The sequence below is a fragment of the Nocardioides aquiterrae genome (genome assembly GCF_039526625.1).
In the GTDB taxonomy this organism is placed as follows: Bacteria; Actinomycetota; Actinomycetes; order Propionibacteriales; family Nocardioidaceae; genus Nocardioides; species Nocardioides aquiterrae.
This window is the reverse complement of the sequence record NZ_BAAAJE010000024.1, coordinates 1-26,807: the sequence shown is the minus strand read 5'-3', so window position 1 is coordinate 26,807 and position 26,807 is coordinate 1. Positions and strand designations below refer to the sequence as shown.

Genomic DNA, 26,807 nt, shown 5'->3' with positions numbered 1-26,807 from the left:
TGTGCGGGCAGGCCCCCGGAAGGGCCCGTTCGCGTGTCTCGACGGTTCGGGCGACCCGGCACAATGGCCGCATGCCGGTGGAGATGGAGCCCGCGGAGTTCGACGCGCTGGTCGACCGCGCCCTCGACGACATCCCCGACGAGATCGCCCAGCTGGTGCGCAACGTCGTCGTGCTGGTCGAGGACGACGCCCCCGAGGACGACCCGGACCTGCTCGGGCTGTACGACGGCATCGCGCTGACCGAGCGCTGGGGCGACCCGATGATGGAGCTGCCCGACCGGATCTTCGTCTTCCGCAACAACCTGCTCGACATGTGCGACTCGGTCGAGGAGCTCGAGGACGAGGTGCGCATCACCGTCGTGCACGAGGTCGCCCACCACTTCGGGATCGACGACGACCGGCTGCACGAGCTCGGGTACGCGTGATCCGGGACGCGGAGCGGACCGGATCGTCGGTGGTCGAGCAGCGACCGCGACTGAGCTCGCGAAGTCGCGACGGAGCGTGTCGAGACCCAGTTGGTCTCGCTCACGATGCCAGCACGAACCCGGCCGCACACGCCGCCAGCGCCAGCACGATCGTCGCGCCGGCGTACCCAGCGCCTCGGCGCGGGCCGAGGTCGTGGGTCTGCACGCTGAACGCGGAGTACGTCGTGAACCCGCCGCAGAAGCCGGTCGCCAGCAGGGCGCTCCACGACGACGAGAGCGACAGCGCGGAGAACAGCCCGAGCAGGAACGACCCCGCGACGTTGACCGCGAGGGTCCCGGTGTGGAAGCGCCCGTCCAGCCGGGACGCGAGCAGGAAGCGCAGCGGAGCGCCCACGGCGGCGCCCAGCGCCACGAGCAGCGCGGTCACTCGTCGCCGCCCTCGAGCTCGAAGGCGCGCCGCTCCAGGACCGTCGACCAGTGGTCGGCGACGGCGACCGCGACCAGGCAGGCCGCCAGGGTCCCCAGCAGGTAGGTCGCGGCCACGCCGCCGCGGCCGGCGTCCAGCAGCGCCCGGGTCTGCTCGGAGTACGCCGACAGCGTGGTGAACCCGCCCAGCACCCCGGGACCGAGCGCGACGGCGAGGTCGCGGCGCCGGCGTACCAGCGCGGACGCCGGCAGCAGGGCGAGCAGGAACGAGCCCGCCACGTTGATCGCGAACGTCGCCCAGGGGAACGCGTCCGCGTCCGACGGGAACGCCTCGGTGAGGCCCCACCGGGCCAGGGCGCCGAGCGCGCCGCCGGCCGCCACCGCGGCGAGCAGCCGCGGCACCGGGGCGTCGCTCACGAGATGCTGTTCTGCCGCCTGGACACGGGCAGATCCTGCCACGCCAACGGTGCCTCGCCGTCCCGCTGCCGCACGAACTCCCCGAGGAACCAGCGCTGGAACTGCTGCTGGTCGGGGGTCCGGGCGAGCGACAGCAGCCGCTCCTCGCGGCAGAACGCGTCGGCCAGGTCGAGCAGCTCGATGAACCGGCCGATGGTGGCTGCTGTCGCCCGCGGCATCACGACGTGCAGGTCGGTGGTCGCCGCGCCCGAGTGCAGTGCCTCCTCGATCTGTCCCGCGCCGATGCCGTCCCGGAGGTCGTGCTCCAGCCTCCCGAACAGGTCGGACAGGTCCTTGGCGAGCGGGTACTCCGCCTCGTGCGCGAGCGCCAGCAACCGCACCTCGCGACGGAGCTCCCGGTAGTGCCGCTGGAAGTCGATGAACGACCGCAGCGGCACGCCGAGGATCTCGATGCTCATCTCGTCGGGCGACGGCTCCCGCGGCGGTGCGGGACCCGCGCCGGTGACCACGCCCTCGACCATCGTCTCGCCGCTCCGCGCCGCCGGAACGAACCAGACGACCTTGCCGTCCTCCTCGACCTCGACGCCCCAGGCCGTGGAGCAGCGCGCCACGATGCTCAGGCCCCGCCCGAACGTCAGCAGCAGGTCGTCCTCGTCGTGGGTCTCGCCGCCGGGCAGCACGGGCAGCTCGGTCGTGCCGTCGCGCACCTCGACCCGGGGGTGCTCGCGGGTGCCGCGGACCCGCACGCTCAGCGGGGCGGACGCGTGCAGGAGCGCGTTGGTCACCAGCTCGGAGACGCCCAGCTCGGCGCACTCGACCAGGTCGCTGCGGCCGATGTCGTGGCAGGTGTCGACCACCCAACGGCGTGCGTCCTGCACGCCTCGGGGACCCGAGCCCAAGGACAGGGCGGGCCTGTTCAGCGGCACGGTGGTCTCCGATAGTGGCGGCGGCTGGCGGCGATGCCTTCGACGGCTCGTGTACCCCCGGCCATTCCCCGAGAAACATCGGCGCGGAGCCGCAAATTCATTGGTCTGGACGGGTTCACGCGACGCGATCGGTGGCCGAATCACGGTGTGACGGACGAGACCCTCCCCGATTGCGCCCCGGAGGGGTCGCCACGGAACAATGGGGTACCGCGCGGATGTTCTCCAGACGCGATCGACCGCACATCTGAAAGGGCCCTCTTCATGGCAGCCACCCCGGCAGCTGGCACTTCCCACCGTCACCAGGTCGTGGTGATCGGATCCGGGTTCGGAGGGCTCTTCGGCACCAAGTCGCTGCGGCGCGCGGACGTCGACGTCACGATGATCGCGAAGACGACGCACCACCTCTTCCAGCCGCTGCTCTACCAGGTGGCGACGGGGATCCTCTCCCAGGGCGAGATCGCCCCGCCGACCCGCGAGATCCTCGCGCGCCAGGCCAACGCCCAGGTGCTGCTCGGCGAGGTCACCGGTATCGACCTCGACGCCCGGACCGTCACCTCGCAGGTGCTCGGGCGCGAGACGGTCACGGCGTACGACTCCCTGATCGTCGCGGCCGGCGCGGGCCAGTCCTACTTCGGCAACGACCACTTCGCCGAGTTCGCCCCCGGCATGAAGAACATCGACGACGCCCTCGAGCTCCGCGGCCGCATCTTCGGCGCGTTCGAGCTCGCCGAGCTCGGCGCGACCCGCGGCGAGAACGTCGACCACCTGCTGACGTTCGTCGTCGTCGGCGCCGGCCCCACCGGTGTCGAGATGGCCGGCCAGATCGCCGAGCTCGCGCACCGCACGCTGCGCAAGGACTTCCGCGCGATCAACTCCCGGCAGGCCCGGGTGATCCTGGTCGACGCCGCGCCGCAGGTGCTGCCGCCGTTCGGCAAGAAGCTCGGCGAGAAGGCCAAGCTCGAGCTGGAGAAGCTCGGCGTCGAGGTGGTCCTCGGTGCGATGGTGACCGACGTCGACGAGCGCGGCATCGAGATGAAGTTCAAGGACGGCCGCGTCGAGCGCATCGACAGCGTCACCAAGATCTGGGCCGCCGGCGTCCAGGCGAACCCGCTCGGCCGCACGCTCTCGGAGCAGACCGGCGCCCCGCTCGACCGGGCCGGCCGGATCGCGGTCAACCCCGACCTGACGCTGCCGGGGCACCCCGAGGTGTTCGTGGTCGGCGACATGATCGCCCTCGACAACCTCCCCGGCGTCGCCCAGGTGGCCATCCAGGGCGCCAAGTACGCCGCCAAGGAGATCGACAACCGGCTCCAGGCCAAGCCGTCGCAGGGGCCGTTCACGTACTTCGACAAGGGCTCGATGGCGATCATCAGCCGGTTCCGCGCGGTCGCGCTGATCGGCAAGCTGCGCGTCACCGGCGTCCTCGCGTGGCTGATGTGGCTCGGCCTGCACCTGATCTACATCACCGGCTTCAAGAACCGGGTCACCGCGCTGCTGCACTGGGCGGTGTCGTTCGTCGGCCGGGGCCGCTCCGAGCGCACCACCACCGAGCAGCAGATCTTCGCGCGCAGCGCGCTGAGCCGCCTCAAGCGCGGCGCCGCCGACCTGGTCTCGGACCCCGGGGCGTACGACGCCGCCCGGGCGCTGTTCGAGACCACCCGGCGCGCGGAGCTCGAGGCGCAGGCCGCCGAGGAGGCGCGCCTCACCGACTCCGGCGAGCGCGGCGTCCCCGTCGAGCAGCGGGTCTGACCGAGGCTTCCGGGGCGGCCTTCCCGCGCAATTGAACGGCCAGACTCCAGTTACCGGCGAGTAGGGGAGTCTGAGCGTTCAATTGCGTTCGGACGAGCCCCCGCTACTCGAAGTACCGCGGGTTCCCGGCCTCGATCCGCTCGCGCGCCCAGCGCGGCAGGATGAACAGCCCCTCGGCCTCGACGGTCACGCCCTCGGCGTCCTCGAGGTGCCCGCGCGCCCAGGTCTTGATCCCCTCGGACCGGTCGATCCAGGCCTCGCCGCGCAGGTCGCCGAGCGGGGTGCCGCGTCGGTAGCGCAGCGTGAGCGTGCCGGTCATGCCCGGCTTGCCGCCGGCGCCGGTCGCCTCGCCGAGGAGCTGGTCGAGGATCATCGCCGAGACCCCGCCGTGCACCAGGCCGGGCGGGCCCTCGAACGCGGCGCCGAGGTGGAAGCTCGACCACGCCCGCCCGGACGGGTCGCGCTCGACGACGACCGGCGGCGCGGCGGCGTTCCGCAGCCCCACGACCGGGTTGCCCCAGGGCCGGCCCGGCCGTCGCTGCTGAAGCGGACGCCGTACGGCCCCTCGTGCTGCCGCCGGCGCAGCCGCGCGGTGAGCGCCTCGACCTCCGCCTGGACGGCCCGCACCTCGTGCTCGTCCACCTCGGTGCGGATCGTCGCGTCCACGAGGTCGCGCACCGCCTCGGTGAACGGCCCGTACAGCGCACGCTGCCGCTCGATCTCGTCCTCGGTGATGTCCTCGCGCACGTAACCCGCCACGAAGTCAGATGCTAGAACACGTTCCATTTGCTGGAATGGGCGCATGACCTCGCTCGTCCGTCCCGATCTCCGGCTGCGCGCGTCCTGGGCGGAGGCCGTCGTGGAGTTCGCCGAGGCCGGCGACTTCATGCACGGCTCCGGCCTGTGGGCCTTCGACAACCTGGACACCAGCGAGGACGGCGCGCGGCCGGTCGTCGCGTACCTGCTCCGGCAGGCCGACCCCGACGTGGAGCTGCCCGAGGACCGGGTCCCCTGCACGTACTTCTGGATCGCCGACCGCGACGAGTTCGTCGGCTACCTCGCCCTCCGGCACCGGTTGAACGACTGGCTGCTCGAGGAGGGCGGCCACATCGGGTACGGCGTACGTCCGTCGCGCCGCCGTGAGGGGCACGCCACCCGGGCGCTCGCGCTCGCGCTGGGGGAGGCGGCGGCGCTCGGGCTGGACCGCGTGCTGGTCACCGCGGACGAGGACAACGAGGGGTCGTGGCGGGTGATCGAGGGTGTCGGCGGCGTTCAGGAGGACACCCGCAACGGGAAGCGCCGGTACTGGATCGACACGGCGCGGCAAGCGCCCGCCTGAGCGGGCGCTCGCCGACCCCCTGACGCCCTGTCCTCCGGAGACCTGGCGACCGGCAGGATCCGACTGCCGACTGATGAACGTGACCGGTCGGCGCCGGGTTATGCGCACGTCGCTGTGGTCTGGTCCACAAATAGAGTGAACCGCCGGCGTCTCGGGTCACCGACGGTTCAACAGCCGGAACGCTAGGGGCTGCGGGGCCCACCGCGCGACCGGTTGCGGCCAATTCGGCCCGGTGGAGTAGACCGGTTCCTGCCGAGCTGCGTAGGCCCCGTGGGACTCGAACCCACAACCCATGGATTAAAAGTCCACTGCTCTGCCAATTGAGCTAGGGGCCCGGACACGGGGGACTCTAGCCCGGCGAACCGGCGGCTGCCGCGGGGCGTCCGCACGTGGCCGCGGTCGACCGACGACGTCGGCCCCCGGACGGAATCCGGGGGCCGACGGGGTGGGCGCTCAGCCGACGAGCTCCGGCTCCGCGGCCGGTGCGGGCCGGCCCTCGACGGAGAGGTGCGGCAGCCGGCGGTCGAGCCAGGCGGGCAGCCACCAGTTCGCCCGGCCGAGCAGCGCCATGGTCGCCGGCACCAGGACGATCCGGACGACCGTGGCGTCGACGGCCACGGCGGTGGCGAGGCCGAGCCCGAGCATCTTCAGCGACGGCACCGGGCTGGAGACGAAGCTGAGGAACACCACGACCATGATCAGCGCCGCCGAGGTCACCACCCGGCCGGTGCCGGCGAGGCCGCGGGCCACCGACTCGGTGTTGTCGCCGGTGCGGTCGAACTCCTCGCGGATCCGCGACAGCAGGAACACCTCGTAGTCCATCGAGAGCCCGAACAGGATCGGGAACATGATTACCACGATCAGCGAGGTGATCGGTGTCGGTCCCTCGAGGCCCAGCAGGCTCGCGCCCCAGCCCCACTGGAAGACCGCGACGAGGACGCCGTACGCCGCGCCGATCGACAGCAGGTTCATCAGCGCCGCCTTGAGCGGCACCGCGATGGACCGGAAGACCAGCATCAGCAGCACGAACGACACCGCGATGACCGCGCCGATGAACAGCGGCAGCGTCCGCGCCAGCTGGGCGTTGAGGTCGTCGGTGACCGCCGTGATGCCGGAGACGTACGTGTTGGACGGGATCACGTCGCGGACCCGCTCGATGGTGGCGGACGTCGCCGGGTCGGCGGGCCCGGTGGTCGGGATCGCGGTGAAGACCGTCGTCCCGCCGTCGGCCGAGACCTGCGGCGCGCCGACCGAGGCGATGCCCGGTACGGCGGCGACGTCCCGCGCGGCGGTGGCCGCGCCGTCACCGTCGACGAGCACCAGCAGCGGGGCGTTGATGCCGACGCCGAAGCCCTCGGTCAGCAGGTCGTAGGCCTGGCGGTGCGTGGTCTCGGCGGGGGCGTCGCCGGCCGCGGGGAACGCGGTCTGCATGGCGAGCGCGGGGGCGGCGAGCGTCAGCAGCCCGACGACGGCGGCGAGCAGGTAGGGCCACGGCCGTGCGGAGACGCGGTGCCCGAACCGCCACCAGGCGGTCTGCTCGGCGGGCTTCGCCGGCCGGTGCCGCCGGACGACCCGGCCGGTGTCGATGCGGTCGCCGAGCAGGCCGAGCAGCGCGGGCAGCAGGGTCACGGCGGCCGCCACGGCGGCGAGGACCATGATCGCGGTCGCGAAGCCGATCGAGGTGAGGATGCCGACGCCGGTGATCGCCAGCGCCGAGGTGGCGACCACGACGGTCCCGCCCGCGAACACGACCGCCGCGCCGGAGGAGCCCATCGCGCCGGAGAGCGCGCGCCGGTTGTCCTGGCCGGCGTGCCGGTTCTCGCGGTAGCGGGCGACGACGAACAGCGCGTAGTCGACGCCGACGCCGAGGCCCACCAGGCCGGCGACCGGGATCGCCGAGACCGAGACGTCTTTGGTGCCGGCCAGCAGCGTGATCCCACCGATGCCGGCGCCGACGGCGACCAGCGACAGCCCGATCGGGAGGACCGCGGCCACCGCCGTCCCGAACACGACGAGCAGCACGAGCAGGGCGACCAGCAGGCCGATGCCGACGTGGCCCGAGCTGTCGTCCTGGGCGTTCAGGAACACGGCGTCGCCGCCGAGCTCGACCCGCACGTCCGGTGCCTCCAGGTGGGAGACCGCGTCGGAGAGGACGGCGAACGCCGGCTTGCCCATCTGGCGCTCGGGGACGTCGAGGGTGAGCTCGGCGAACGCGATCCGGCCGTCGGGGGAGATCGTGCCGGCGGCGTACGGATCGGTGACCGTGGCCACGTGGTCGAGGCGCGCCACCTCCGCGAGGACCGCCGCGACGCCGGCGCGGTCGTCCTGCATCGTGGTGCCGTTCCGGGCCTCCATCACGACCAGGGCCGTGCCCTGCGCCGCGTCGGGGAAGTTCTCGTCGAGCAGCTGGAGCGCCCGGTCGCTCTGGCTGCCCGGCGCGGAGAAGTCGTCGGCGAAGCTGCCGCCGCCGCTGGCGGCGAGGACGAGGACGGCGGCCAGGACGGCCGCCCAGGCGGTGATGGTGCGCCACGGGTGACGCGCGCTCGCCATCGCGACGGCGCGGGTGAGTCGGTCCATGATCGTGCCTTTCGGAGCTGGGTCGGAGCTGGGTCCGAGCCGGGTCGGTGCTCGGTGGTGTCCGAGAAGCTAGGAACCGACGTGGTGAGGGGTCGTCACCAGACGTGGTGATTCCGCGTGGTGATCCCGCGTGGTGATCCGGTCAGCGGCGGGTGAGCAGGCGCACCCGGATCCGGTGCAGCCGCGGCATCAGGCCGTAGATGACGATCGGGACCGCGATGGTGGCGAGGACGAACGTGCGCAGCACCGCGCCGGCGTCGGCGAGCCACGGCCCGATGGCCAGGTTGAGGACCGTGAGGGTCGGGAAGACCGCGATCCAGATCATCAGCGCCAGCTGGTGCTTGCTCGGCGGTCCGACGGTGGCGAGGGGGGTGGGCGGGGTCATGGTGGTTCTCCTTCGTGGTGCCCGGCTCAGCAGCCGAGGCGGAATCGGTCGACCGCGGCGCGGACGTCGTCCTCGACGAGGTCGTTGTTGATCGCGATCGCGGCCGCCGAGCCCTCGCCGGCGGCGGTGATGACCTGGGCGCGCGGGTTCACGGCGTTGCCGGCCGCCCACACGCCCGGGATGCTGGTGCGCCCGGTGGCGTCGACGGCCACCCAGCCGTTCTCGTGGACGGCGCAGCCGAGGTCGGTCAGCAGGGCGTCGTGGGGGACGAAGTCGGGCCGGACGAAGACCGCGCCTCGCGGCACGACCTGCCCGGTCGCCAGCTCGACGCCGGTGAGCCGGTCGTCCTCGACGACGAGCCGGGCCACGGGTCCGTCGACGATGCCGACAGCGCGGGCCACCAGCTGCTCGCGCTGGTCGGCGGTCAGCGTGACGCCGTTGCTGAACAGCACCACGTCGGGGGTCCACTGTCGGACCAGCTGCGCGTACGCGATGTCGGCCGCGCTGCCACCGAGGACGCCGAGGGGCTGGTCGCGGACCTCGTGGCCGTGGCAGTAGGGGCAGTGCAGCAGGTCGCGGCCCCACCGCTCCCGGACGCCCGGGAGGTCGGGGATCTCGTCGCGCAGCCCGGTGGTCACCAGGACGTGACGGGCGCCGAGGACGGTGCCGTCCGCGAGCATCACGTCGAAGCGGCGGCCGGCCGGGACGATGCCGGTGGCGGTGCCGGCGACCAGCTCGCCGCCGTACCCGGCGACCTCGGTCCGGCCGGCGGCCAGGAGCTCCGACGGTGGGAGGCCGTCGGAGCCGAGGAAGCCCTGCATGTGGGCGGCCGGGGCGTTGCGGGGCTCGCCGGCGTCGACCACCGCGACCCGCCGCCGGGCCCGGGTGAGGACCAGCGCGGCGGAGAGCCCGGCGGCGCCGCCGCCGACGACCAGGACGTCGTACTCGTTCATGTCGACGAGCGTGCTCGCGCCGGTCCCGCTTCGACAACGGTTGTTGCCGTTTCCGGGAATCGCGCGGTCCAATGGCGCCATGGACGCAGGTGTGGACCCCATCCTCGCGCTGGTCGGCCCGCGGCTGCGGAAGGTGCGCGAGCAGCGCGGCGTGACGCTGACCGAGGTCGCCGAGGCGACCGGGATCTCCAAGAGCACGCTGTCCCGCCTGGAGAACGGCCAGCGCCGGCCCAGCCTGGAGCTGCTGCTCCCGCTCGCCCAGACCTACCGGGTGCCGATCGACGACCTGGTGGGGGCGCCGGAGGTCGGCGACCCCCGGATCCGGCTCAAGCCGCGCCGGGTGAACGGCCGGACCGTGCTGCCGCTGACCCGGCCCGGCGGCGTCCAGGCGTGGAAGATCGTGATCCCGCGGACCCAGTCGGTGCCGAAGCCCCGCACGCACGACGGCTTCGAGTGGCTCTACGTGCTGTCCGGACGGATGCGGCTGGTGCTCGGCGACCGGGACCTCGTCCTCGGCGCCGGCGAGGCCGCCGAGTTCGACACCCAGGTGCCGCACTGGTTCGGCAGCACCGGCGAGGGGCCCGCCGAGGTGCTCAGCATCTTCGGCCGTCCCGGGGAACGCATGCAGCTGCACGCCCAGCAGGCCATGATGGGTCCCGCGCACTGACCGGAGGGAGCGCGGATGGCCGACGCGCTGCTCGAGACCAAGCTGCTGGCGCCCCGGCCGCGCCGGGAGGCCGTGCCGCGCCCCCGGCTGACCGGCCTGCTGGAGCGGGCCCGGGCCGCCCCGGTCACCCTGGTGTCCGCGCCCGCGGGCTTCGGGAAGACCACGCTGCTGGCCACCTGGCTCGCGGACGCCGGCCGGCCGGTGGCATGGGTGTCCCTCGACGAGCGCGACCGGCAGCCGACGACGTACTGGAGCTACGTGCTGCTGGCCCTGGACCGCGCGGTGCCCGGCTCCGCGGCCGCGGCGCTGACCCTCCTCCAGTCCGGGCAGGCGAGCATCGAGGCCGTGCTCGCCGGGGTCGTCAACGAGCTCAGCGTCCAGGATGGCGAGGTCACGCTGGTCCTCGACGACCACCACCTCGCCGACGGGCCGGAGGTCGCCGCGGGGATGACGTTCCTCGTCGACCATCTGCCTCCCCAGCTGCACCTGGTCGTCAGCACCCGTGCCGACCCCGCGCTGCCGCTCTCCCGGCTGCGCGCCCGGGGCGAGCTCGTCGAGGTCCGGGCCGCCGACCTGCGGTTCGACGCCGACGAGGCGGCGGCGTACCTCAACGACCTCAACGACCTCGGCCTGCCGCCCGAGGAGGTCGCCGTGCTGGAGGCCCGCACCGAGGGGTGGGTCGCGGCGCTGCAGCTGGCCGCGCTCTCGCTGCGCGACCGCGCCGACGCGTCGGGCTTCATCGACCGGTTCGCCGGCGACGACCGGTTCGTCGTCGACTACCTGGTCGACGAGGTGCTCGGCCGGCAGCCGGACGACGTACGCCGCTTCCTGCTCGACACCTCGGTCCTCGAGCGGCTGACCGCGCCGCTGTGCGAGGCCGTCCACGCCGGCGCGCCCGGCAGCGGGCGGGCGATGCTGGACCTGCTGGACCGCCAGAACCTCTTCCTGGTCCCGCTCGACGACCACCGGCGCTGGTACCGCTACCACCACCTGTTCGCGGACGTCCTGCGCGCGCACCTGCTCCAGGAGCGGCCCGGCGACGCCGCCGAGCTGCACCGCCGGGCCAGCCGCTGGTACGCCGCCGGCGGCGAGGTCGAGGAGGCCGTCCGGCACGCCCTCGCCGCCGGCGACGCCGAGGCCGCTGCCGAACTCGTCGAGCTGGCCGTTCCCGGCCTGCGGCGGGAGCGGCGGGAGAGCGTCATCCGCCGGTGGGCGGACCTGCTCCCTGACGAGGTCGTGCGCAACCGCCCGGTGCTCGCCATCGAGCTCGTCGGCGGGCTGATGGCCAGCAACGACTTCGCCGGCGTCGAGGAGCGGCTCGTCGCGGTGGAGGGGATGCTCGCCCGGCCGGCCTCGGAGCTCGTGGTGGTCGACCACGGCGAGCTCGCCCGGGTGCCCGCCTCCCTGGACGTGTACCGCTCGGCGCTCGCGCTCGTCGGCGGCGACCCCGCCGGGGCGATCGACCGGGCCCGGCGCGCGATCGCCGCGGCCCCGGCCGGGGACGACCTGACGATCGCGGCGGCGTCCGCGCTGGCCGGGCTCGCGTCCTGGGCGACCGGGGACGTCGTCGGAGCTCACGAGTCGTACGTCGTCGCCGCCGCCGGGCTGACCCGGATCGGGTACGTCGCCGACGTCCTGGGCTGCACGATCACGATCGCCGACCTCGAGCTCACGCTCGGCCGGCTGCGCGACGCCGAGCGCACGCTGCGCGGCGCCCTCGAGCTCGCCGAGCGCCAGGGGAGCGGCGTGCTGCGGGGCACCGCCGACATGCTCGTGGCGCTGAGCCGCGCAGCCTGGCACCGCGACGACCTGGCCACGGCCGCCGACCTGCTGCGCCGCGCCGACGACCTCGGCGAGGCCGCCGGCCTCCCGCAGAACCCCTACCGGTGGCGGGTCGCGATGGCGCGGCTGCGCGCCGTCGAGCGGGACTGGGCCACGGCCCTCGAGCTCCTCGACGAGGCCGAGCGCGTGTACGTCGGTGACTTCTCGCCGCCGGTGCACCCGGTCCACGCGACCCGGGCCCGGGTGCTGGCCGCCTCGGGCGACGTCGCCGGTGCGGTCGCGTGGGCGGGCGAGCACGGGCTGACGCCGGACGACGAGCTGAGCTACCTCCGCGAGTACGAGCACGTCACGCTGGCGCGGATCCTGCTGGCCCAGGAGCGGCCCGGCGAGGCGGGCGCGCTGCTGGACCGGCTGCTGGCGGCGGCGACCGCCGGGCAGCGCCTGGGCACCGTGATCGAGCTCGAGGTGCTCCGGGCCCGGGCGCTCCGTCTCACCGGGGACGCCGCCGCGGCCGAGGCGGCCCACGCGCACGCGGTGGCGCTGGCCGAGCCCGAGGGCTGGGTCCGCTACCTCGTCGACGCCGCCGCGGACGCGCCGGCCCCGGCGCGCGTCCCGCACGGGGCCCTGGTCGACCCGCTCAGCGACCGCGAGCTCGGCGTACTGCGGCTGCTGGGATCGGACCTCGACGGCCCCGGCATCGCGCGGGAGCTGGTGGTGTCGCTCAACACCGTGCGCACGCACACCAAGCACATCTACACCAAGCTCGGCGTCAACAACCGCCGCGCGGCGATCACCAAGGCCCACCAGCTCGGGCTGCTCTCCCGGGTCACCACCGGGTTCACCACATGATGTGACGACGGGTCGCCCGCCCGGCTCCTAGCGTCCCGACCATGGACACCCGCTGGTACGAGATCCGACTCGACGGCCGCCTCGACGAGCGCTGGGCGTCGTGGTTCGACGGCATGACCGTCGAGGCCGAGCCCGGTGGCATCACCGTGCTGCGCGGGCAGGTGGCCGACCAGGCCGCCCTGCACGGCCTGCTCGCCCGCCTGCGCGACCTCGGACTGCCGCTGATCTCGGTCCGACCCGACGACGAAGAGCGATGACGAGCGCCGGGCATCACGCCGGCTCGGCACGCCGGAGAAGCCGAACCTGCACCGCCCCGGATGAGATTTCCGGGTCGGGATGGTTGGCAGCAGGGCGTGGATTGGTAACGTAGGCCTCGCAGAAGGTGCAAGTTCCACAGGTATGACGCCCGCGGAGTTTGTGATCCAACGGCGTTTCTTCTTTCGTGGGCCTGCCACTCACGCAAGTCGGAGCGACGTTTCACCGCATCTGATGCGGACCGCCGAAGTGGCGGTTCTCGCCCCGACTAAGGAGTATCGAGCACATGGCTCAGGGCACTGTTAAGTGGTTCAACGCGGAGAAGGGCTTCGGCTTCATTGCGCAGGAGGACGGCGGCGACGACGTCTTCGTGCACTACTCGGCGATCCAGTCGCAGGGCTACAAGTCCCTCGACGAGAACCAGAAGGTCGAGTTCGACGTCACCCAGGGCCCGAAGGGCCCGCAGGCGGAGAACGTCCGCCCGCTCTGACAGCGGGCAAGACACGGCCTTCGGACCGGTCTTCGGGAAGGGGTCTCACCCGTCGGGGTGGGGCCCCTTCTCCGTACCCGGGCACGGCTCCTGGTCACGGTCGCCCATGTGGGGGATGCCTCATGGCCCGGACGGGCCAATTTCGCGGCCTGGGCGTTTGGCACCCGTGACCCTCGGGCAACGTTTCCGTTATCGAGGAGGTCCGGACGTATGCATAGGAGGAGTGGTGAGGTGCACGATCAGTTCGACGTGACCCTCGAGGACTCCGACCTCCTGGGCGAGGTGGAGCTCACCACGAACCTGATCATCGCGGCGAGCGAGTCGGACGACCACCTGTCGGAGGACCAGATCGACCAGATCCTCGGGGTCGTCCCGGAGCCGCGTCAGGAGGGCTGAGCCCGCCCGGCAAATACCCCCACCGGGTATGCTCCCAGGTATGGCGGAGCACGAGCACGGCTACATCCACCGCAAGGACGACTACCTCAAGCGGCTGCGCCGCATCGAGGGGCAGGCGCGCGGCCTCCAGCGGATGGTCGAGGACGAGAAGTACTGCATCGACATCCTCACCCAGGTGTCGGCGATGACCAAGGCCCTCCAGGCCGTCTCCCTCGGCCTGCTCGAGGAGCACATGAGCCACTGCGTGCTCGACGCCGCCCGCGCGAGCGAGGCCGAGGGCGAGGCCAAGGTCTCCGAGGCGGTCGAGGCGATCTCGCGGCTCGTGAAGAGCTAGCGGAGACGCGTCAGCGGATCCGCTGATGGTGGTCGAGCGAGCCGCGCGACTGAGGAACGAAGTCGCGACCGGCGTGTCGAGACCCGGTCGCGGGCTGGACCGATCGTTCAATTGCTCGCTCAGACTGGGTTACGCGCCGGTAGCGGCAGGATTTCCCAGCAATTGAACGATCCCGCCCGGTTCGAGCCCACACCCACGAGGACGCTCAGCAGGTCGCGAACAGCACCGGCCCGCTGGACAGGTCCGAGAGCACGTAGCTCCCCTCGGTCGGCTCGAGGTCGAGCGTGACGACGTTCCCGTCAGCGGTCGCCGACGCGACCGAGAACCGGTCGGAGAAGTCGCCGCCCTGGCCCGGGGCCGGCCCGCTCGCCAGCTTCGCCCGGGTGTCGGCGTTCGTGCGGGCCTGGTCGCCGTTCTCGAACGCCATCGCCACCCGGACGTCGCCGCCGGGCTGCACCGACATCGCGAAGCCGTCGACCGGGTTCACCTCGCCGGCCTGGTCGACCAGCTGCTTCGCCTCCTGCTGGTCGGACTCGTCGGCGTGGCTCATCGCCAGCGCCGAGCAGGTGTACGGCCCGTCGTACACCGACGCCGACAGCGGCTCGCCGGATGCCGCGATCGCGTCTCGCATGCCCGACGGCAGGTCGCCGTCGCCGAGGGAGGCCACCGTCCGGCCGAGGTAGCCCTCGGTGTCGCTGGTCAGCACCAGGTGCTCGGCGGCGTCGAGCGCGACGTACTGCAGCTCCGGCGTCAGGTCCGCGCCGATCGTGGGCAGCAGCGCGCCGCCGCCCAGCCAGACCTCACCGTCCGTCTCGCCCGTCGCCGGCCGGGTGAAGCCCGCCTGGGCGAGGTCGTCGGCGATGGCGCCGAAGTCGGTGCCGTCCGGCATCCGCAGGATCACGACCGCGCCCTGGTCGGACTGGCTGAACAGCTCCCACTGCGCGGTCGCGGGGGAGAACCCGAAGTGCGCCTGGAGCACCCGCGCCGACTGCACGAGCGCCGACGTCGAGGTCAGGTCGCGGTCGAAGCCGTCGTCGAGGAACGACTGCACGTCGCCCGCCGGCGAGGAGCCGTCGAGGTGCACTTCGAGCGCGGCCCGCACGCCGGCCCAGTCGGTGTACGACAGCCGCTCCGCGTCGGCGGGCGCGTACGCCGTCGCGCGCTCCAGGTCGGTCCGGCCGCGGTCCCGCCACCAGCCGATCGCGACCACCGCGGCCACCGCCACGAGCACGACGGCGAGGCCGACCGCGATGGCGATCGTCAGGCGTCTGCGCACCGTGTGAGACTAGCGGCATGCCCGCGAAGGACGTGCTCGCCGCAGGCGCGGTCGTCTTCCGCTCTGGCAAGCGGGTGCTGCTCGTCCACCGGCCCCGGTACGACGACTGGTCGTTCCCCAAGGGCAAGCTCGACCGCGGCGAGCACGTGGTGGCCGCCGCCGTCCGGGAGGTCGCGGAGGAGACCGGGCTCCACGTGCGGCTGGGCCCGCCGCTGCCCGGCCAGCGCTACCCGGTGGCGGGCGGGCGGATGAAGGCGGTGTCCTACTGGGTCGGCCGGGTCGTCGGGTCCGAGGACGTCAGCGGCTACCGGCCGAACGCCGAGATCGACCGGGTCGAGTGGGTGCCGTACGCCGAGGCCCTCGAGCGGCTCACCCACGAGCACGACGCCGACACGCTGCGGGCGGCGTACCCCTTGCGGCGCAAGACCCACGCCCTGGTGGTGCTGCGCCACGGGGACGCCCGCTCGCGCCGCGCCTGGCGGCGCCAGGACGACCGGCTCCGCCCGCTGCTCCAGGCCGGGCGGCAGCAGGCGCAGCGGGTGATCCCGCTGCTCGCGGCGTACGGCGTGACCCGGATCGTCAGCTCGAGCAGTACCCGCTGCGTGGAGACCGTCGGGCCCTACTCCGACGTCACCGGCTGGAAGCTCGAGCTCGAGGACGGGCTGAGCGAGGAGGACGCGACCGCCACCGGCGTCCTGGCGATCATCGACGAGCTGGTCGCCGCCGACGAGGGGGCGGTGGTGTGCACCCACCGCCCGGTGCTCCCGACGATCTTCGACGCGCTGGGCATCCCCGACCCGAAGCTGGCGCCCGGCGCGATGCTGGTGGTGCACCTGCGCAAGGGCGCAGTCGTGGCGACGGAACTCCACCAGGTGCACTGACGTCAAGGCCTCCGGGCCTCGTTCACGTGATGTCCGTCTCGTGACCGGCTCGACGTCGCCGAGTGGGCGGTTCGAGTTCACCGCTCGTTCACCGTCGACCGCGGATCCGTCCACCTCCGCTCCCTAACTTCGCTGGCGACAGAACAGACGAAACCCAGGAGTGTCGAAGTGATCCGCACCTCCATCCGCCGGGCCGTCGTGCCCGGCATCGCCGTCCTCACGCTCGCCCTGACCGGGTGCGGCGCCAGCAACGAGACCAGCGCCGGCGGCGACAACGGCGGCAGCACCAGCGGCAGCCTCAGCGGTGAGCTCGCCGGCGGCGGCTCGAGCGCGCAGGACTCCGCCCAGCAGGCCTGGCGGGCCGGTTTCCAGGGCGAGAACCCCGACGTCACCATCACCTACGACCCGGTCGGGTCCGGTGGCGGCCGGGAGAGCTTCAACTCCGGCGCCTACGCGTTCGCGGGCTCCGACTCCTACCTCACCGACGACGAGGGCGAGCTGTCGGCGGCCAAGAAGCGCTGCGGCGGCGAGGACCCCGTCGAGGTCCCGGTCTACGTCAGCCCGATCGCGGTCATCTACAACCTCCCGGGTGTCGACGAGCTCAAGCTCGACGCGAAGACCGTCGCGATGATCTTCGACGGCAAGATCACGAAGTGGAACGACCCGGCGATCGCCGCGCTCAACGACGGCGTCGACCTGCCCAGCACCGCGATCTCCCCGGTGCACCGCTCCGACGACTCCGGCACCACGCAGAACTTCACCGACTACCTGAACAAGGCCGGCGGCGGCGCGTGGAGCCACGACCCCGACGGCGTGTGGCCGATCAAGGGCGGCGAGGCGGCCGAGGGCACCTCGGGCGTGGTCGCGGCCGTCAAGGGCGGCGAGGGCACCATCGGGTACGCCGACGAGAGCCAGGCGCAGGGCCTGGGCATCGCGTCGCTCCAGGTGGGCTCGGAGTTCACCGCGCCGTCCGCCGAGGGCGCCGCCAAGGCGCTCGCGGTCTCCCAGCCGGCCCCGACGGCGACCGACACGATGCTGGCCTACGACATCGACCGCACCACGACCGAGTCGGGCGCCTACCCGCTGCTGCTGGCGTCGTACGCGATCGCCTGCCAGCACTACGACGACGCCAACGAGGCCGACCTGGTCAACGGGTTCCTCTCCTACGTCGTGTCCGACGCCGGTCAGCAGGCGGCGGCCCAGCAGGCCGGCTCCGCCCCGCTCGACGCGTCGATCGCGGCGAAGGTGCAGGAGGTCGTCGGCGCGATCTCGGCCAAGTGATCGGTGCTACGTGACCCTCACCGCCCCGACTGAAGCGCCCGGGAAGCCGGTCGTCCGCCTGGGCGACCGGCTCTTCTCGGGCACCGCCCGCGTCGCCGCCATGCTGATCATGGCGGCGCTCGCGGGCGTCGCCGTGTTCCTCGTCATCGAGGGCCTGCCCGGCCTGACCGCCCCCGCGGACATCTACCGCCCGGCCCACGACTTCTGGTCGTACGTCGGGCCGCTCGTCTGGGGCACCGTCCTCGCCGCGGTCGTCGCGCTGGTCATCGCCGTCCCGTTCTCGATCGGCGTCGCGCTGTTCATCTCGCACTACGCGCCGCCGCGGATCGCCGCGCCGATCGCGTACGTCATCGACCTGCTCGCCGCGATCCCCTCGGTCGTCTACGGCCTGTGGGGCGGCCTGGCGCTGGCCGGCTCGATCACGCCGGTGATCGACTGGCTGTACGACCACCTGGGCTTCCTCCCGTTCTTCGCCGGGCCGCCGTCGGTGACCGGCCGGACCATGCTGACCGCCGGCATCGTGCTGGCGATCATGGTCATCCCGATCACCACCGCGATCTCCCGCGAGGTGTTCGCCCAGACGCCCCGCCTGCACGAGGAGGCGGCGATGGCGCTGGGCGCCACCCGCTGGGAGACGATCCGGCTGGCGGTCTTCCCGTACGCGCGCTCCGGCGTCGTCTCGGGCGTGATGCTCGGCCTCGGCCGCGCCCTCGGCGAGACGATGGCGGTGGCGATGGTGCTGTCGGCCACGCCGGTCGTCACCCTGAACCTGATCTCGAACAGCAACCCGGCCACGATCGCGTCCAACATCGCCGCCAACTACAAGGAGGCGACCCCGGACCGGCAGGCCCTGCTGATCGCCACCGGCCTGGTCCTGTTCCTCGTGACCTTCGCCGTCAACTTCGCCGCCCGGCTGATCGTGGCGCGCAGCGAGCGGAAGGTGACCCGATGACCACCACGCCGATCGACCAGGACTTCGAGGCCGTCAGCGCCGGCCTGGTCCAGCCGCAGCTGCCCCGCTGGGCCGAGCTGCTCGTCGGCGCGATGGCGCTGGCCGTGGCCGGCCTGCTGACGATGGTGCTCGGCTGGAGCCTGGCCGGCGGGGCCGTGGTCGCGGGACTGCTGTTCGTGGTCGGCATGCCGACCTGGTCGCGCGTGGTCGAGGGCGGCCGCGCGGCCGTCGACCGGCTGGCGACCTGCCTGGTGTGGGGCGCGTTCGTCGCCGTCCTCGTGCCGCTGGTGTGGCTGATCTGGCTGGTGCTGGAGAACGGGCTCGGCGCGATCGACGTCGAGTTCCTCACCTACTCGATGCGCGGCATCGTCGGGGACGGCGGCGGCATCTACCACGCCCTGATGGGCACCCTGCTCGTCACGCTCGCCGCGACGATCATCTCGGTGCCGATCGGCCTGTTCACCGCGATCTACCTCGTCGAGTACGGCAAGGGCAGCCGGCTCGCGCGGGTCACGACGTTCCTCGTCGACGTGATGACCGGCATCCCCTCGATCGTGGCGGGCCTGTTCGCGCTGGCCCTGCTGGTGCTGATCTTCGGGCCGGCGATCCGCATCGGCTTCGGCGGCTCGATCGCCCTGGCCCTGCTGATGATCCCGACCGTGGTGCGGTCGGCGGAGGAGATGCTCCGGCTGGTGCCGAGCGACCTGCGCGAGGCGTCGTACGCCCTGGGCGTGCCGAAGTGGCGCACGATCGTGAAGGTCGTGATGCCCACGGCGTTCGGCGGCATCGTGACCGGCATCGTGCTCGCGATCTCGCGGGTGATCGGCGAGACCGCGCCGCTGCTGATCGTGGCCGGCGCGACCGACTCGGTGAACATGAACCTGTTCAACGGCCGGATGATGACCCTGCCCGTCTACATCTTCAGCCAGTACAGCTCGCCGGGCGTGCCGGCGTTCGGCACCGACGGTCCCCCGCCGGGCTACGCGCGGGCCTGGGGCGCCGCGCTGGTGCTGATCGGGATCGTGATGGTCCTCAACCTCGTCGCGCGCGTGCTCCAGAAGATGTACGCCCCCCAGACCGACCGGCGCCGCTGAGCGCACCGAAGAGAGAACACCATGGCCAAGAGCATCGATGTCTCCGACCTCGACATCTACTACGGCGACTTCAAGGCCGTCGAGGGCGTCAACATGACCATCCGCGCCAAGGCGGTCACCGCGTTCATCGGCCCGTCCGGCTGCGGCAAGTCGACCTTCCTGCGGGCGCTGAACCGCATGCACGAGGTGATTCCCGGGGCCCGGGTCGAGGGCAAGGTGATGGTCTCGGGGCAGTCGCTGTACGAACCGAGCGTCGACCCGGTCGCCGTACGTCGTCAGATCGGCATGGTCTTCCAGCGGCCGAACCCGTTCCCGACCATGTCGATCTACGAGAACGTCCTGGCCGGCATGCGGCTGAACGCGAAGAAGCTCGCGAAGGCCGAGGCCGACGACATCGTCGAGCGGTCCCTGCGCAGCGCGAACCTGTGGACCGAGGTCAAGGACCGCCTCGGCAAGCCCGGCATGGGCCTGTCCGGCGGCCAGCAGCAGCGCCTCTGCATCGCCCGCGCGATCGCCGTGTCGCCCGAGGTGCTGCTCATGGACGAACCCTGCTCGGCCCTGGACCCGATCTCGACCTCCGCGATCGAGGACCTGATCCACGAGCTCAAGTCCGAGTACACGATCGTCATCGTCACCCACAACATGCAGCAGGCCGCCCGCGTCTCCGACGACACCGGCTTCTTCAACCTCAAGGCCGCCGGCCAGCCCGGCCACCTCGTGGAGTTCAACCCCACCGACAAGATGTTCACCAACCCCGACGAGGAGTCCACCGAGGCCTACATCTCGGGCCGCTTCGGGTGACGTCTTGGGGGGATAGTCCCTGACGAAAATGTCCGCGCTCTGGTCCGTGGACGACATTCCGGTCAGGGACTACCCCGGTTGAGGGCCTGTGGATGACGATCCCGCCCACGCCCGCAAACGGGCAGGGTCGTTGCATGGATCTCTCGGGGGTGACGCGACCGGTCGTGATCCCGGTGCGCCTCGATGCCAGCGGGCAGCGGGGTCCGACACCCGGGGCAGCGCGCGGTCCGCGGTGGCGCACGTCGAGTCACGGCTTCCGGGTGCCGTCCTGGGTGGACGGCGCCGTGGTCGACCAACGGGTGGTCGAGGCCGCCGCGGCGTTGCAGGAGGACTACGGCGGCGTCACCGGGTGGGCAGGACTGGGCTGGCTGAGTCCTCGCTGGTTCGACGGCACGCCGTGGGGTGGTGGGCCGACCAGGCCCGTCACCCTCGCCGTCGGCGGCAACCGCTGGACCCGCCAGCAGAAGTACTTCGAGACGTCGGAGGAGCGTCTTGCTCCGGGCGATCTGATCGTGGTCGACGGACTTCGGATCACCACACCCGTGCGGTCGGTCCTGTTCGAGATGCGGTACGCGCGCAACGCACGGGACGGCGCGATCAGCCTGTCGATGGCGTGTTACGACGACCTCGTCTCGATCGACGAGGTCGCGGCGTACGCCGCGACGCTCAACGGCTGGACCGGCATCCCCCAGGCTCGAGAGGCTCTTGCGCTCGCTTGCGAGAACGCGTGGTCCCCGCGCGAGGTCGCCATGAGCCACGTGTGGATGCTCGACGCCGAGCTGCCGCAGGTCCGCTACAACTGCCCGGTCTTCGACCTCGGCGGGCGCCACATCGGCACCCCGGATCTGCTCGATCCAGTGGCCGGGGTCTACGGACAGTACGACAGTGCCCTCCATCTCACCGGAGCGCGCCGGGCGATCGACCTGGACCGCGACGAGCGCTTCCTCCGCCACGGCTTGGAGGGGGCGATCATGCTGCCCGGTGACGTCGTCGATCCGACGGCGTTCGTCCGGCGGCTGCGGGCGGCGTACGACCGGGCGGCGGGAAGGTCGTCAGCGGGCCGCCACTGGACCGTCGAGCAGCCACCGTGGTGGATCGACACCACGACCGTCGCGGCGCGGCGCGCACTCGACTCGACCCTGCGCGCCCGCCTGCTCGCTCATCGGGCTGCCTGACCTGGAGGGGTAGTCCCTGACGGAAATGTCGCCGCACCCGCCCAGCGAGAGCATTTCCGTCAGGGACTATCCCCCCGGAACGGCCCTACTGACCGATCACCGCGTGCAACACCACGTAGCACCCGGCGGCGACGAGACCGGCCATGGGGAAGGTGAGGACCCAGGCGGCGACGATCGAGCGGGCGACACCCCAGCGGACGGCGGAGAAGCGCTTGGTGGCGCCGGCGCCCATGATCGCGGAGGTGATGGTGTGGGTGGTCGAGATCGGGGCGTGGAAGACGAACGCGGTCGTGTAGAGGACACCCGCGCCGACCGACTCGGCCGCGAAGCCCCGGGCCGGGTCGAGGTGGATGATCCGGCGGCCGAGGGTGCGCATGATCCGCCACCCGCCGGAGTAGGTGCCGAGCGAGATCGCGCCGGCGGCGGCGACCACGACCCACAGCGGGAGGTCGGCCTGCGGCTCGCCGTTCGAGTCCAGGTAGTAGCCGGCGGTGGTGAGCGCCAGGAAGATCACGCCCATCGTCTTCTGGGCGTCCTGCAAACCGTGGCCGAGCGCGAGCGCCGCGGCCGAGACGGTCTGGGCGCCGCGGAAGCCGCGGAAGACCCGGTGCGGGTTTCGCCGTCGGAAGATCCACAGGATCGCGAGCATCACGAGGAACGCCGCGGCGAAGCCGAAGAGCGGCGAGACGACCATCGGGATGATCACCTTGTCGAGGATCTTGTGCCAGTGCACGATGTCGGTCCCGCTGGCGGCCAGTGCGGCGCCGACCAGGCCGCCGATCAGCGCGTGCGAGGACGACGACGGCAGCCCGAAGTACCAGGTGATCAGGTTCCAGACGATCGCGCCGAGCAGGCCGGCGAGTACGACGACCAGCCCGTGGTTGCCCGCGGGCGGTGTGATCACCTCGCTCACCGTGTGCGCGACCTCCTGGCCGAGGAGCGCGCCGACGAAGTTCATCACCGCGGCCAGGATCAGCGCGATCCGCGGGGTGAGCGCCCGGGTGGAGACCGACGTGGCGATGGCGTTGGCCGCGTCGTGGAACCCGTTGGTGTAGTCGAAGCAGAGGGCGACGACGACTACCGCGATGACGATCGCGATGTCCATCCGGTCAGGACTCCTTGACCGCGATCTGCTCCACGATGTTGGCGACCTTCTCGAACGCGTCGATCGCCTCCTCGAGAGACTCGACGATGTCCTTGAGCTTGAGCACCTCGATGGTCTTGTACTCGCCGCTGAACAGCTTGGCGAGGGTACGCCGGTGGTTCTTGTCGCCGGCGTTCTCGAGGCGGTTCACCTCGATCCAGTACTCCTCGAGCGACTGCATCGACTGCAGGTTCGGCATCGCCGCCGCGGTGAGCTCCGCGCAGCGCTGCAGCACCTCGACCTGGGTCGAGAGCTCGGCGGGCAGCTCCTTGACCTCGTAGAGCAGGATCAGGTCGACGACCTCGTCCATCATGTCCATCACGTCGTCCAGGCCGGAGCCCAGCGCGTAGATGTCCTCGCGGTCGAACGGCGTCACGAAGGTCGAGTTGACCTTCCGGATCAGCTCGTGGGTGGTCTCGTCGGCCGAGTGCTCGGCCTCACGCATGCGTCGCGCCACGTCCTCGTGGTCGGCGGTCTCGCTGAGCATCTCCGCCAGCAGCGCGGCCCCCGTGACGAGGTGCTGCGCTGCCCGGGTGAAGAGGTCGTAGAAGGACGTGTCGACGGGCCGGAATCGCAAACCCACGGATAACTCCTGAGGAGGAGGGAGCAAACGCGGAACAGCCTAGGGGGTGCAGTCCCGAAACGCGCAAGCGAGGGTCAGCGACGCCGCCGCTGCCGGTCGATCAGGGCCTCCTGCAGGTGCACGTGGCCGTCGTTGCGCGTCCACACGCCGTCGCTGTCCAGCAGCCACGCGTTGGTGTCGGGATCGAAGGCCAGGTCGAGCAGGTCGCCGACCGACCGGACCTCGTCCTCGCCCGGCAGCCGCACCAGCACCTCGACCCGCCGGTCCAGGTTGCGGTGCATCATGTCGGCCGACCCGATCCAGGCCTCGGGCTCGCCGCCGTTCTCGAACCAGAACACCCGGCTGTGCTCGAGGAACCGGCCCAGCACCGACCGGACCGTCACGGACTCCGACAGCCCGGGTACGCCGGGCCGCAGCGCGCAGATGCCGCGCACCAGCAGCTCGACCGGGACGCCGGCCTGCGACGCGAGGTAGAGCGCGTCGATGACCGCCTCGTCGACCACCGAGTTCGCCTTGATCCGCACCCGCGCCGGCCGGCCGGCCTGGTGGTGGGCGATCTCGCGGTGGATCCGCTCGACGAGCCCGTCGCGGATCGAGTCCGGGGCGACGAGGAGCTGGTCGTACGTCGCGTTGCGCGACCAGCCGGACAGGTTGTTGAACAGGTGCGCGGCGTCCTCGCCGATCCGCTCGTTGGTGGTGATCAGCCCGAGGTCCTCGTACGTCCGGGAGGTCTTCGGGTTGTAGTTGCCGGTGCCGATGTGGAGGTAGCGGCGGATGCCGTCGGGCTCGTCGCGCACCACCATCGCGACCTTGCAGTGCGTCTTGAGTCCGACCAGGCCGTAGACGACGTGGCAGCCGGCCTGCTCGAGCTTGCGCGCCCAGCGGATGTTGGCCTGCTCGTCGAAGCGGGCCTTGATCTCGACGATCACCAGCACCTGCTTGCCGGCCTCGGCGGCGTCGATGAGCGCGTCGATGATGGGGGAGTCGCCGGAGGTCCGGTACAGCGTCTGCTTGATCGCGAGCACGTGCGGGTCGGCCGCGGCCTGCTCGATGAAGCGCTGCACGGACGTGGCGAACGAGTCGTACGGGTGGTGCAGCAGTACGTCGTGGCGGCGGGCCGCCTTGAACACGTCGACGGGTGCCGCCGACTCCACCTCGGCCAGCCGCGGGTGGGTGGTCGGCAGGAACGCCGGGTACTTCAGCTCGTGCCGCGGCAGGTCGGCGATGTCGTGCAGCCCGCGCAGGTCCAGCGGGCCACGGAGCTTGAACACCTCCTGGTCGGAGACGCCGAGCTCGGTGACCAGCAGGTCGAGCACCTGCGGCGCGATCGACTCCTCGACCTCGAGCCGCACCGGCGGGCCGAACCGGCGCCGCAGCAGCTCCTTCTCGAGCGCGGCGAGCAGGTTCTCGGCGTCGTCCTCCTCGACCTCGAGGTCCTCGTTGCGGGTGACCCGGAAGGTGTGGACCTCGAGCACCTCCATGCCGGGGAAGAGCCGCTTGAGGTGCTCGCCGATCACGTCCTCGAGCGGCACGAAGCGCTGGTTGCCGACCGGCACGAACCGCTCGAAGATCGGCGGCACCTTCACCCGCGCGAAGTGCTCCTTGCCGGTCTTGGGGTTGCGCAGCAGCACGGCCAGGTTCAGCGACAGCCCGGAGATGTAGGGGAACGGGTGCGCGGGGTCGACGGCCAGCGGCGTCAGCACCGGGAACACCCGGTCGCGGAACAGCCGCTTGCAGAGCTTCTGCTCCTCGCGGTCCAGGTCGTCCCAGCGCACCAGCTCGATGCCGGCGTCCGACAGCGCCGGCACGATGTCGTCGCGGAACACCCGGGCCTGCCGCTCGGACAGCTCGCGGGTGGTGGTGAGGATCAGGTCGAGCACCTCGGTCGGCATCAGCCCGGAGGCGGCCGGTACGGCGACGCCGGCCGCGATCCGGCGCTTCAGGCCGGCCACGCGGACCATGAAGAACTCGTCGAGGTTGCTGGTGAAGATCGCCAGGAACCGGGTCCGCTCCAGCAGTGGGAGCTGCGGGTCCTCGGCGAGCTCGAGCACCCGCTGGTTGAACCGCAGCCAGGACAGCTCGCGGTCCAGGAACCGGTCCTCGAACTTCTCGACCGCCGCGAGCGCCTCGTGGTCGGGCACGTACGGCGGCTCGACGTCGAACGTCTCCTCGGGCACGCCCTCGCCGTGGGCGGTGGGCTGCAGGCTCTCGAGGGACATGCCAGACAGTCTGGCACCGTCCGGTGAACGGTAGGTTGCGGATCGTGAGCATGCTCGAGCGCCTGGAGTCGGCCGTCCTGCGTGTGGTCCTCGCGCTCCCCGAGCGGCTGCAGCGGCTCCTGGCCGGCCGGCGGGTGGTGCACGACGGGCAGACCCTGGCCACCGACACCCAGCTGATGCTCCGCCTCCAGCGGCTCACCCGCGAGCGCGGCGCGGAGACGCTGCCGATCCCGCAGGGCCGCGAGGCGATCCTGCGGCACACCCGCCTGGCCGCCGGCCGCCAGCCGGTCGGCGCGGTCCGCGACCTCGCCGTCGCGGGGCTGCCGGCCCGCCTCTACACGCCGACGCACGCCGCGCCCAGCGGCCCGCTGCTGCTGTTCTTCCACGGCGGCGGCTTCATGTACGGCGACCTCGGCTCGCACGACGCCGCGTGCCGCTTCGTGGCCCAGCGGTCCGGTGTCCGGGTGCTCGCGGTCGACTACCGGCTCGCCCCGGAGCACCCGTTCCCGGCGGCGTACGACGACGCGCTGGCGGCGTACCGCTGGCTGCTCGACCACGCCGCCGAGGTCGGCGCGGACGCCGAGCGGCTCGCGGTGGGCGGCGACTCCGCCGGCGGCAACCTCGCGGCCGGCGTCGCGATCGAGGCGGCCCGCGAGGGCCTCCCGCTGGCGTTCCAGCTGCTCGTCTACCCGGCCACCGACGCGATCCGGCAGACCGACAGCGCCGCGGCGTACGCCGACGGCTTCTACCTCACGCGGGCGTTCATGGACCTCGCGAACGCCACCTACGTCGCCGACACCGACCCGAAGGACCCGCGGGTCTCGCCGCTGTACGCCGACCTGCCCCGCGGCCTCGCGCCGGCGTACGTCGTGACCGCCGGCTTCGACCCGCTGCGCGACGAGGGCGAGGCCTACGCGCGCAAGCTCTCCGACGCGGGCGTGCAGGTCGAGCTGCGCCGGTTCCCCGACCAGATCCACGGGTTCTTCAACGTCGTCGGTGTCGGTCGCTCGGCGCGGGCCGCGACCGCCACCATCGCCGCGAATCTGAAGGCTGCCCTGGCCTAGCGGTCCGGACCGATCAGCGCCGGAAGAAACCCTTCTTCTGGGTCTGCAGCTCCAGCAGCTCGGCCCGGGTCCGCTCCAGCTCGACCGCGAGGTCGCGCGCCTTCTCCTCGGCCTCCGCGCGCTCGCGCATGGCGTCCTCGGCGATCTCGGCCTGGCGGCGTACGGCGGCCTCGACGGCGCTGCGGTCCGCGGCTCGCTGGGCGGCGGCCTCCTCGGCCTCCTCGCGCAGCCGGGCCTGCTCGGCGGCCGAGCGCTCGGCCGCCTCGCGCGCCTGGACGGCGGCGTCCAGCCGCGCCAGGGCGTCGCGCAGCTGCTCCTCGGCCGCCCGCTGCGCGGTGACGTCCTGCACCTGCAGGAAGAGGTAGAG

The 26,807-nt window shown here is 72.2% G+C and carries 27 protein-coding genes, 1 tRNA gene and 1 pseudogene; 16 read left to right on the top strand and 13 right to left on the bottom strand.

From position 1 onward, the window contains the following. Nucleotides 1–71: 71 nt before the first annotated feature. Complete coding sequence (locus ABD086_RS19980; RefSeq protein WP_343909473.1) at nucleotides 72–425, top strand: metallopeptidase family protein; 354 nt, start codon at nucleotides 72–74, stop codon at nucleotides 423–425. A 100-nt stretch (nucleotides 426–525) separates the two neighbouring features. Here the strand turns inward: ABD086_RS19980 and ABD086_RS19975 are convergent, their stop codons facing one another. Genes ABD086_RS19975 through ABD086_RS19965 form a run of 3 tightly spaced genes read right to left on the bottom strand, consistent with a single transcriptional unit; the run spans nucleotide 526 to nucleotide 2,146 of the window. Then, nucleotides 526–852: a fluoride efflux transporter FluC gene (locus ABD086_RS19975; RefSeq protein WP_343909471.1), complete on the bottom strand. Its 327-nt coding sequence runs from the start codon at nucleotides 850–852 to the stop codon at nucleotides 526–528. Continuing rightward, entirely contained in the window at nucleotides 849–1,268 is a 420-nt protein-coding gene (locus tag ABD086_RS19970) for a fluoride efflux transporter FluC (RefSeq protein WP_343909469.1), read from the bottom strand. Before ABD086_RS19970 ends, ABD086_RS19975 begins: the two co-directional genes overlap by 4 nt. Continuing rightward, nucleotides 1,265–2,146, bottom strand: coding sequence for an ATP-binding protein (locus ABD086_RS19965; protein ID WP_343909467.1), 882 nt, complete (start codon nucleotides 2,144–2,146; stop codon nucleotides 1,265–1,267). The genes ABD086_RS19970 and ABD086_RS19965 overlap by 4 nt, the downstream gene beginning before the upstream one ends. Before the next feature lie 354 nt (nucleotides 2,147–2,500). On the opposite strand from ABD086_RS19965, the gene ABD086_RS19960 reads away from it, so the two are divergent. After that, nucleotides 2,501–3,943, top strand: a complete 1,443-nt coding sequence (locus ABD086_RS19960; RefSeq protein WP_343909465.1) for an NAD(P)/FAD-dependent oxidoreductase — start codon at nucleotides 2,501–2,503, stop codon at nucleotides 3,941–3,943. 103 nt (nucleotides 3,944–4,046) lie between these two features. On the opposite strand, the gene ABD086_RS19955 is transcribed toward ABD086_RS19960, so the two are convergent. Next, nucleotides 4,047–4,448 carry a PaaI family thioesterase gene (locus ABD086_RS19955; protein ID WP_343909463.1) on the bottom strand — a complete coding sequence of 134 codons (402 nt, stop codon included), beginning with the start codon at nucleotides 4,446–4,448 and terminating at the stop codon, nucleotides 4,047–4,049. Nucleotides 4,449–4,745: 297 nt separating this feature from the next. On the opposite strand from ABD086_RS19955, the gene ABD086_RS19950 reads away from it, so the two are divergent. Then, complete coding sequence (locus ABD086_RS19950; RefSeq protein ID WP_343909461.1) at nucleotides 4,746–5,282, top strand: GNAT family N-acetyltransferase; 537 nt, start codon at nucleotides 4,746–4,748, stop codon at nucleotides 5,280–5,282. 262 nt (nucleotides 5,283–5,544) lie between these two features. Here ABD086_RS19950 and ABD086_RS19945 read toward each other — a convergent pair. The 4 genes from ABD086_RS19945 to ABD086_RS19930 all read right to left on the bottom strand — a co-directional run bounded on the left by ABD086_RS19945 (nucleotide 5,545) and on the right by ABD086_RS19930 (nucleotide 9,197). Then, nucleotides 5,545–5,617, bottom strand: a tRNA-Lys gene (locus ABD086_RS19945). Nucleotides 5,618–5,735: 118 nt separating this feature from the next. After that, the gene (locus ABD086_RS19940; RefSeq protein ID WP_343909460.1) at nucleotides 5,736–7,859 is read right to left on the bottom strand and encodes an MMPL family transporter; all 2,124 of its coding nucleotides are present in this window, start codon (nucleotides 7,857–7,859) and stop codon (nucleotides 5,736–5,738) included. Nucleotides 7,860–8,001: 142 nt separating this feature from the next. After that, entirely contained in the window at nucleotides 8,002–8,244 is a 243-nt protein-coding gene (locus ABD086_RS19935) for a putative antibiotic biosynthesis monooxygenase (RefSeq protein WP_343909458.1), read from the bottom strand. 26 nt (nucleotides 8,245–8,270) lie between these two features. Then, nucleotides 8,271–9,197 (bottom strand): NAD(P)/FAD-dependent oxidoreductase, encoded by a 927-nt coding sequence (locus ABD086_RS19930; protein WP_343909456.1) that lies wholly within the window; start codon nucleotides 9,195–9,197, stop codon nucleotides 8,271–8,273. 79 nt (nucleotides 9,198–9,276) lie between these two features. On the opposite strand from ABD086_RS19930, the gene ABD086_RS19925 reads away from it, so the two are divergent. From ABD086_RS19925 to ABD086_RS19900, 6 genes are all read left to right on the top strand, one after another. Then, complete coding sequence (locus ABD086_RS19925; RefSeq protein ID WP_343909454.1) at nucleotides 9,277–9,864, top strand: helix-turn-helix domain-containing protein; 588 nt, start codon at nucleotides 9,277–9,279, stop codon at nucleotides 9,862–9,864. 15 nt (nucleotides 9,865–9,879) lie between these two features. Next, nucleotides 9,880–12,495 carry a winged helix-turn-helix domain-containing protein gene (locus ABD086_RS19920; RefSeq protein WP_343909452.1) on the top strand — a complete coding sequence of 872 codons (2,616 nt, stop codon included), beginning with the start codon at nucleotides 9,880–9,882 and terminating at the stop codon, nucleotides 12,493–12,495. Between the two features lie 41 nt (nucleotides 12,496–12,536). Further along, on the top strand, nucleotides 12,537–12,752 hold the full coding sequence (locus ABD086_RS19915; RefSeq protein ID WP_343909450.1) for a hypothetical protein: 216 nt from the start codon (nucleotides 12,537–12,539) through the stop codon (nucleotides 12,750–12,752). Between the two features lie 284 nt (nucleotides 12,753–13,036). Continuing rightward, nucleotides 13,037–13,240, top strand: a complete 204-nt coding sequence (locus ABD086_RS19910) for a cold-shock protein (RefSeq protein WP_028650227.1) — start codon at nucleotides 13,037–13,039, stop codon at nucleotides 13,238–13,240. 231 nt (nucleotides 13,241–13,471) lie between these two features. Beyond that, nucleotides 13,472–13,636 (top strand): hypothetical protein, encoded by a 165-nt coding sequence (locus ABD086_RS19905; RefSeq protein WP_343909444.1) that lies wholly within the window; start codon nucleotides 13,472–13,474, stop codon nucleotides 13,634–13,636. 40 nt (nucleotides 13,637–13,676) lie between these two features. After that, nucleotides 13,677–13,970: a metal-sensitive transcriptional regulator gene (locus tag ABD086_RS19900; protein WP_343909442.1), complete on the top strand. Its 294-nt coding sequence runs from the start codon at nucleotides 13,677–13,679 to the stop codon at nucleotides 13,968–13,970. A gap of 205 nt (nucleotides 13,971–14,175) precedes the next feature. On the opposite strand, the gene ABD086_RS19895 is transcribed toward ABD086_RS19900, so the two are convergent. Continuing rightward, complete coding sequence (locus ABD086_RS19895) at nucleotides 14,176–15,246, bottom strand: hypothetical protein (protein WP_343909440.1); 1,071 nt, start codon at nucleotides 15,244–15,246, stop codon at nucleotides 14,176–14,178. A 17-nt stretch (nucleotides 15,247–15,263) separates the two neighbouring features. Between ABD086_RS19895 and ABD086_RS19890 the strand changes: the two genes are divergently transcribed. From ABD086_RS19890 to ABD086_RS19865, 6 genes are all read left to right on the top strand, one after another. Next, nucleotides 15,264–16,127: an NUDIX hydrolase gene (locus ABD086_RS19890; RefSeq protein ID WP_343909438.1), complete on the top strand. Its 864-nt coding sequence runs from the start codon at nucleotides 15,264–15,266 to the stop codon at nucleotides 16,125–16,127. Nucleotides 16,128–16,295: 168 nt separating this feature from the next. Beyond that, entirely contained in the window at nucleotides 16,296–17,408 is a 1,113-nt protein-coding gene (gene pstS / locus ABD086_RS19885) for a phosphate ABC transporter substrate-binding protein PstS (RefSeq protein WP_343909436.1), read from the top strand. A gap of 10 nt (nucleotides 17,409–17,418) precedes the next feature. Further along, nucleotides 17,419–18,360 carry a phosphate ABC transporter permease subunit PstC gene (gene pstC, locus ABD086_RS19880; protein WP_343909434.1) on the top strand — a complete coding sequence of 314 codons (942 nt, stop codon included), beginning with the start codon at nucleotides 17,419–17,421 and terminating at the stop codon, nucleotides 18,358–18,360. Next, entirely contained in the window at nucleotides 18,357–19,454 is a 1,098-nt protein-coding gene (gene pstA / locus ABD086_RS19875) for a phosphate ABC transporter permease PstA (RefSeq protein ID WP_343909432.1), read from the top strand. Before pstC ends, pstA begins: the two co-directional genes overlap by 4 nt. A gap of 21 nt (nucleotides 19,455–19,475) precedes the next feature. Further along, nucleotides 19,476–20,255 carry a phosphate ABC transporter ATP-binding protein PstB gene (gene pstB, locus ABD086_RS19870; RefSeq protein ID WP_343909430.1) on the top strand — a complete coding sequence of 260 codons (780 nt, stop codon included), beginning with the start codon at nucleotides 19,476–19,478 and terminating at the stop codon, nucleotides 20,253–20,255. 260 nt (nucleotides 20,256–20,515) lie between these two features. Continuing rightward, nucleotides 20,516–21,430: a hypothetical protein gene (locus ABD086_RS19865; protein ID WP_343909428.1), complete on the top strand. Its 915-nt coding sequence runs from the start codon at nucleotides 20,516–20,518 to the stop codon at nucleotides 21,428–21,430. An 85-nt stretch (nucleotides 21,431–21,515) separates the two neighbouring features. On the opposite strand, the gene ABD086_RS19860 is transcribed toward ABD086_RS19865, so the two are convergent. From ABD086_RS19860 to ABD086_RS19850, 3 genes are all read right to left on the bottom strand, one after another. Then, the gene (locus ABD086_RS19860; RefSeq protein ID WP_343909426.1) at nucleotides 21,516–22,535 is read right to left on the bottom strand and encodes an inorganic phosphate transporter; all 1,020 of its coding nucleotides are present in this window, start codon (nucleotides 22,533–22,535) and stop codon (nucleotides 21,516–21,518) included. A 4-nt stretch (nucleotides 22,536–22,539) separates the two neighbouring features. Then, a complete protein-coding gene (locus ABD086_RS19855; RefSeq protein ID WP_343909424.1) occupies nucleotides 22,540–23,157 on the bottom strand; it encodes a DUF47 domain-containing protein in 618 nt (205 codons plus the stop codon). 74 nt (nucleotides 23,158–23,231) lie between these two features. Further along, on the bottom strand, nucleotides 23,232–25,376 hold the full coding sequence (locus ABD086_RS19850; RefSeq protein ID WP_343909422.1) for an RNA degradosome polyphosphate kinase: 2,145 nt from the start codon (nucleotides 25,374–25,376) through the stop codon (nucleotides 23,232–23,234). A 50-nt stretch (nucleotides 25,377–25,426) separates the two neighbouring features. Here ABD086_RS19850 and ABD086_RS19845 point away from each other — a divergent pair, with 50 nt between their 5' ends. Next, on the top strand, nucleotides 25,427–26,440 hold the full coding sequence (locus ABD086_RS19845; RefSeq protein ID WP_343909527.1) for an alpha/beta hydrolase: 1,014 nt from the start codon (nucleotides 25,427–25,429) through the stop codon (nucleotides 26,438–26,440). A gap of 13 nt (nucleotides 26,441–26,453) precedes the next feature. Here the strand turns inward: ABD086_RS19845 and ABD086_RS19840 are convergent. Beyond that, nucleotides 26,454–26,807, bottom strand: a pseudogene (locus ABD086_RS19840) (hypothetical protein); the annotation flags it as partial.

Bases quoted from the DNA above. Each gene is read 5' to 3' on its own strand.
- ABD086_RS19915 (WP_343909450.1), top strand. From the start codon at position 12,537: ATGGACACCCGCTGGTACGAGATCCGACTCGACGGCCGCCTCGACGAG.
- ABD086_RS19925 (WP_343909454.1), top strand. From the start codon at position 9,277: ATGGACGCAGGTGTGGACCCCATCCTCGCGCTGGTCGGCCCGCGGCTG.
- ABD086_RS19860 (WP_343909426.1), bottom strand. From the start codon at position 22,535: ATGGACATCGCGATCGTCATCGCGGTAGTCGTCGTCGCCCTCTGCTTC.
- ABD086_RS19845 (WP_343909527.1), top strand. From the start codon at position 25,427: ATGCTCGAGCGCCTGGAGTCGGCCGTCCTGCGTGTGGTCCTCGCGCTC.
- ABD086_RS19910 (WP_028650227.1), top strand. From the start codon at position 13,037: ATGGCTCAGGGCACTGTTAAGTGGTTCAACGCGGAGAAGGGCTTCGGC.
- pstB (WP_343909430.1), top strand. From the start codon at position 19,476: ATGGCCAAGAGCATCGATGTCTCCGACCTCGACATCTACTACGGCGAC.
- ABD086_RS19900 (WP_343909442.1), top strand. From the start codon at position 13,677: ATGGCGGAGCACGAGCACGGCTACATCCACCGCAAGGACGACTACCTC.
- ABD086_RS19920 (WP_343909452.1), top strand. From the start codon at position 9,880: ATGGCCGACGCGCTGCTCGAGACCAAGCTGCTGGCGCCCCGGCCGCGC.
- pstA (WP_343909432.1), top strand. From the start codon at position 18,357: ATGACCACCACGCCGATCGACCAGGACTTCGAGGCCGTCAGCGCCGGC.
- ABD086_RS19950 (WP_343909461.1), top strand. From the start codon at position 4,746: ATGACCTCGCTCGTCCGTCCCGATCTCCGGCTGCGCGCGTCCTGGGCG.
- ABD086_RS19980 (WP_343909473.1), top strand. From the start codon at position 72: ATGCCGGTGGAGATGGAGCCCGCGGAGTTCGACGCGCTGGTCGACCGC.
- ABD086_RS19935 (WP_343909458.1), bottom strand. From the start codon at position 8,244: ATGACCCCGCCCACCCCCCTCGCCACCGTCGGACCGCCGAGCAAGCAC.
- ABD086_RS19940 (WP_343909460.1), bottom strand. From the start codon at position 7,859: ATGGACCGACTCACCCGCGCCGTCGCGATGGCGAGCGCGCGTCACCCG.
- ABD086_RS19930 (WP_343909456.1), bottom strand. From the start codon at position 9,197: ATGAACGAGTACGACGTCCTGGTCGTCGGCGGCGGCGCCGCCGGGCTC.
- ABD086_RS19850 (WP_343909422.1), bottom strand. From the start codon at position 25,376: ATGTCCCTCGAGAGCCTGCAGCCCACCGCCCACGGCGAGGGCGTGCCC.
- ABD086_RS19890 (WP_343909438.1), top strand. From the start codon at position 15,264: ATGCCCGCGAAGGACGTGCTCGCCGCAGGCGCGGTCGTCTTCCGCTCT.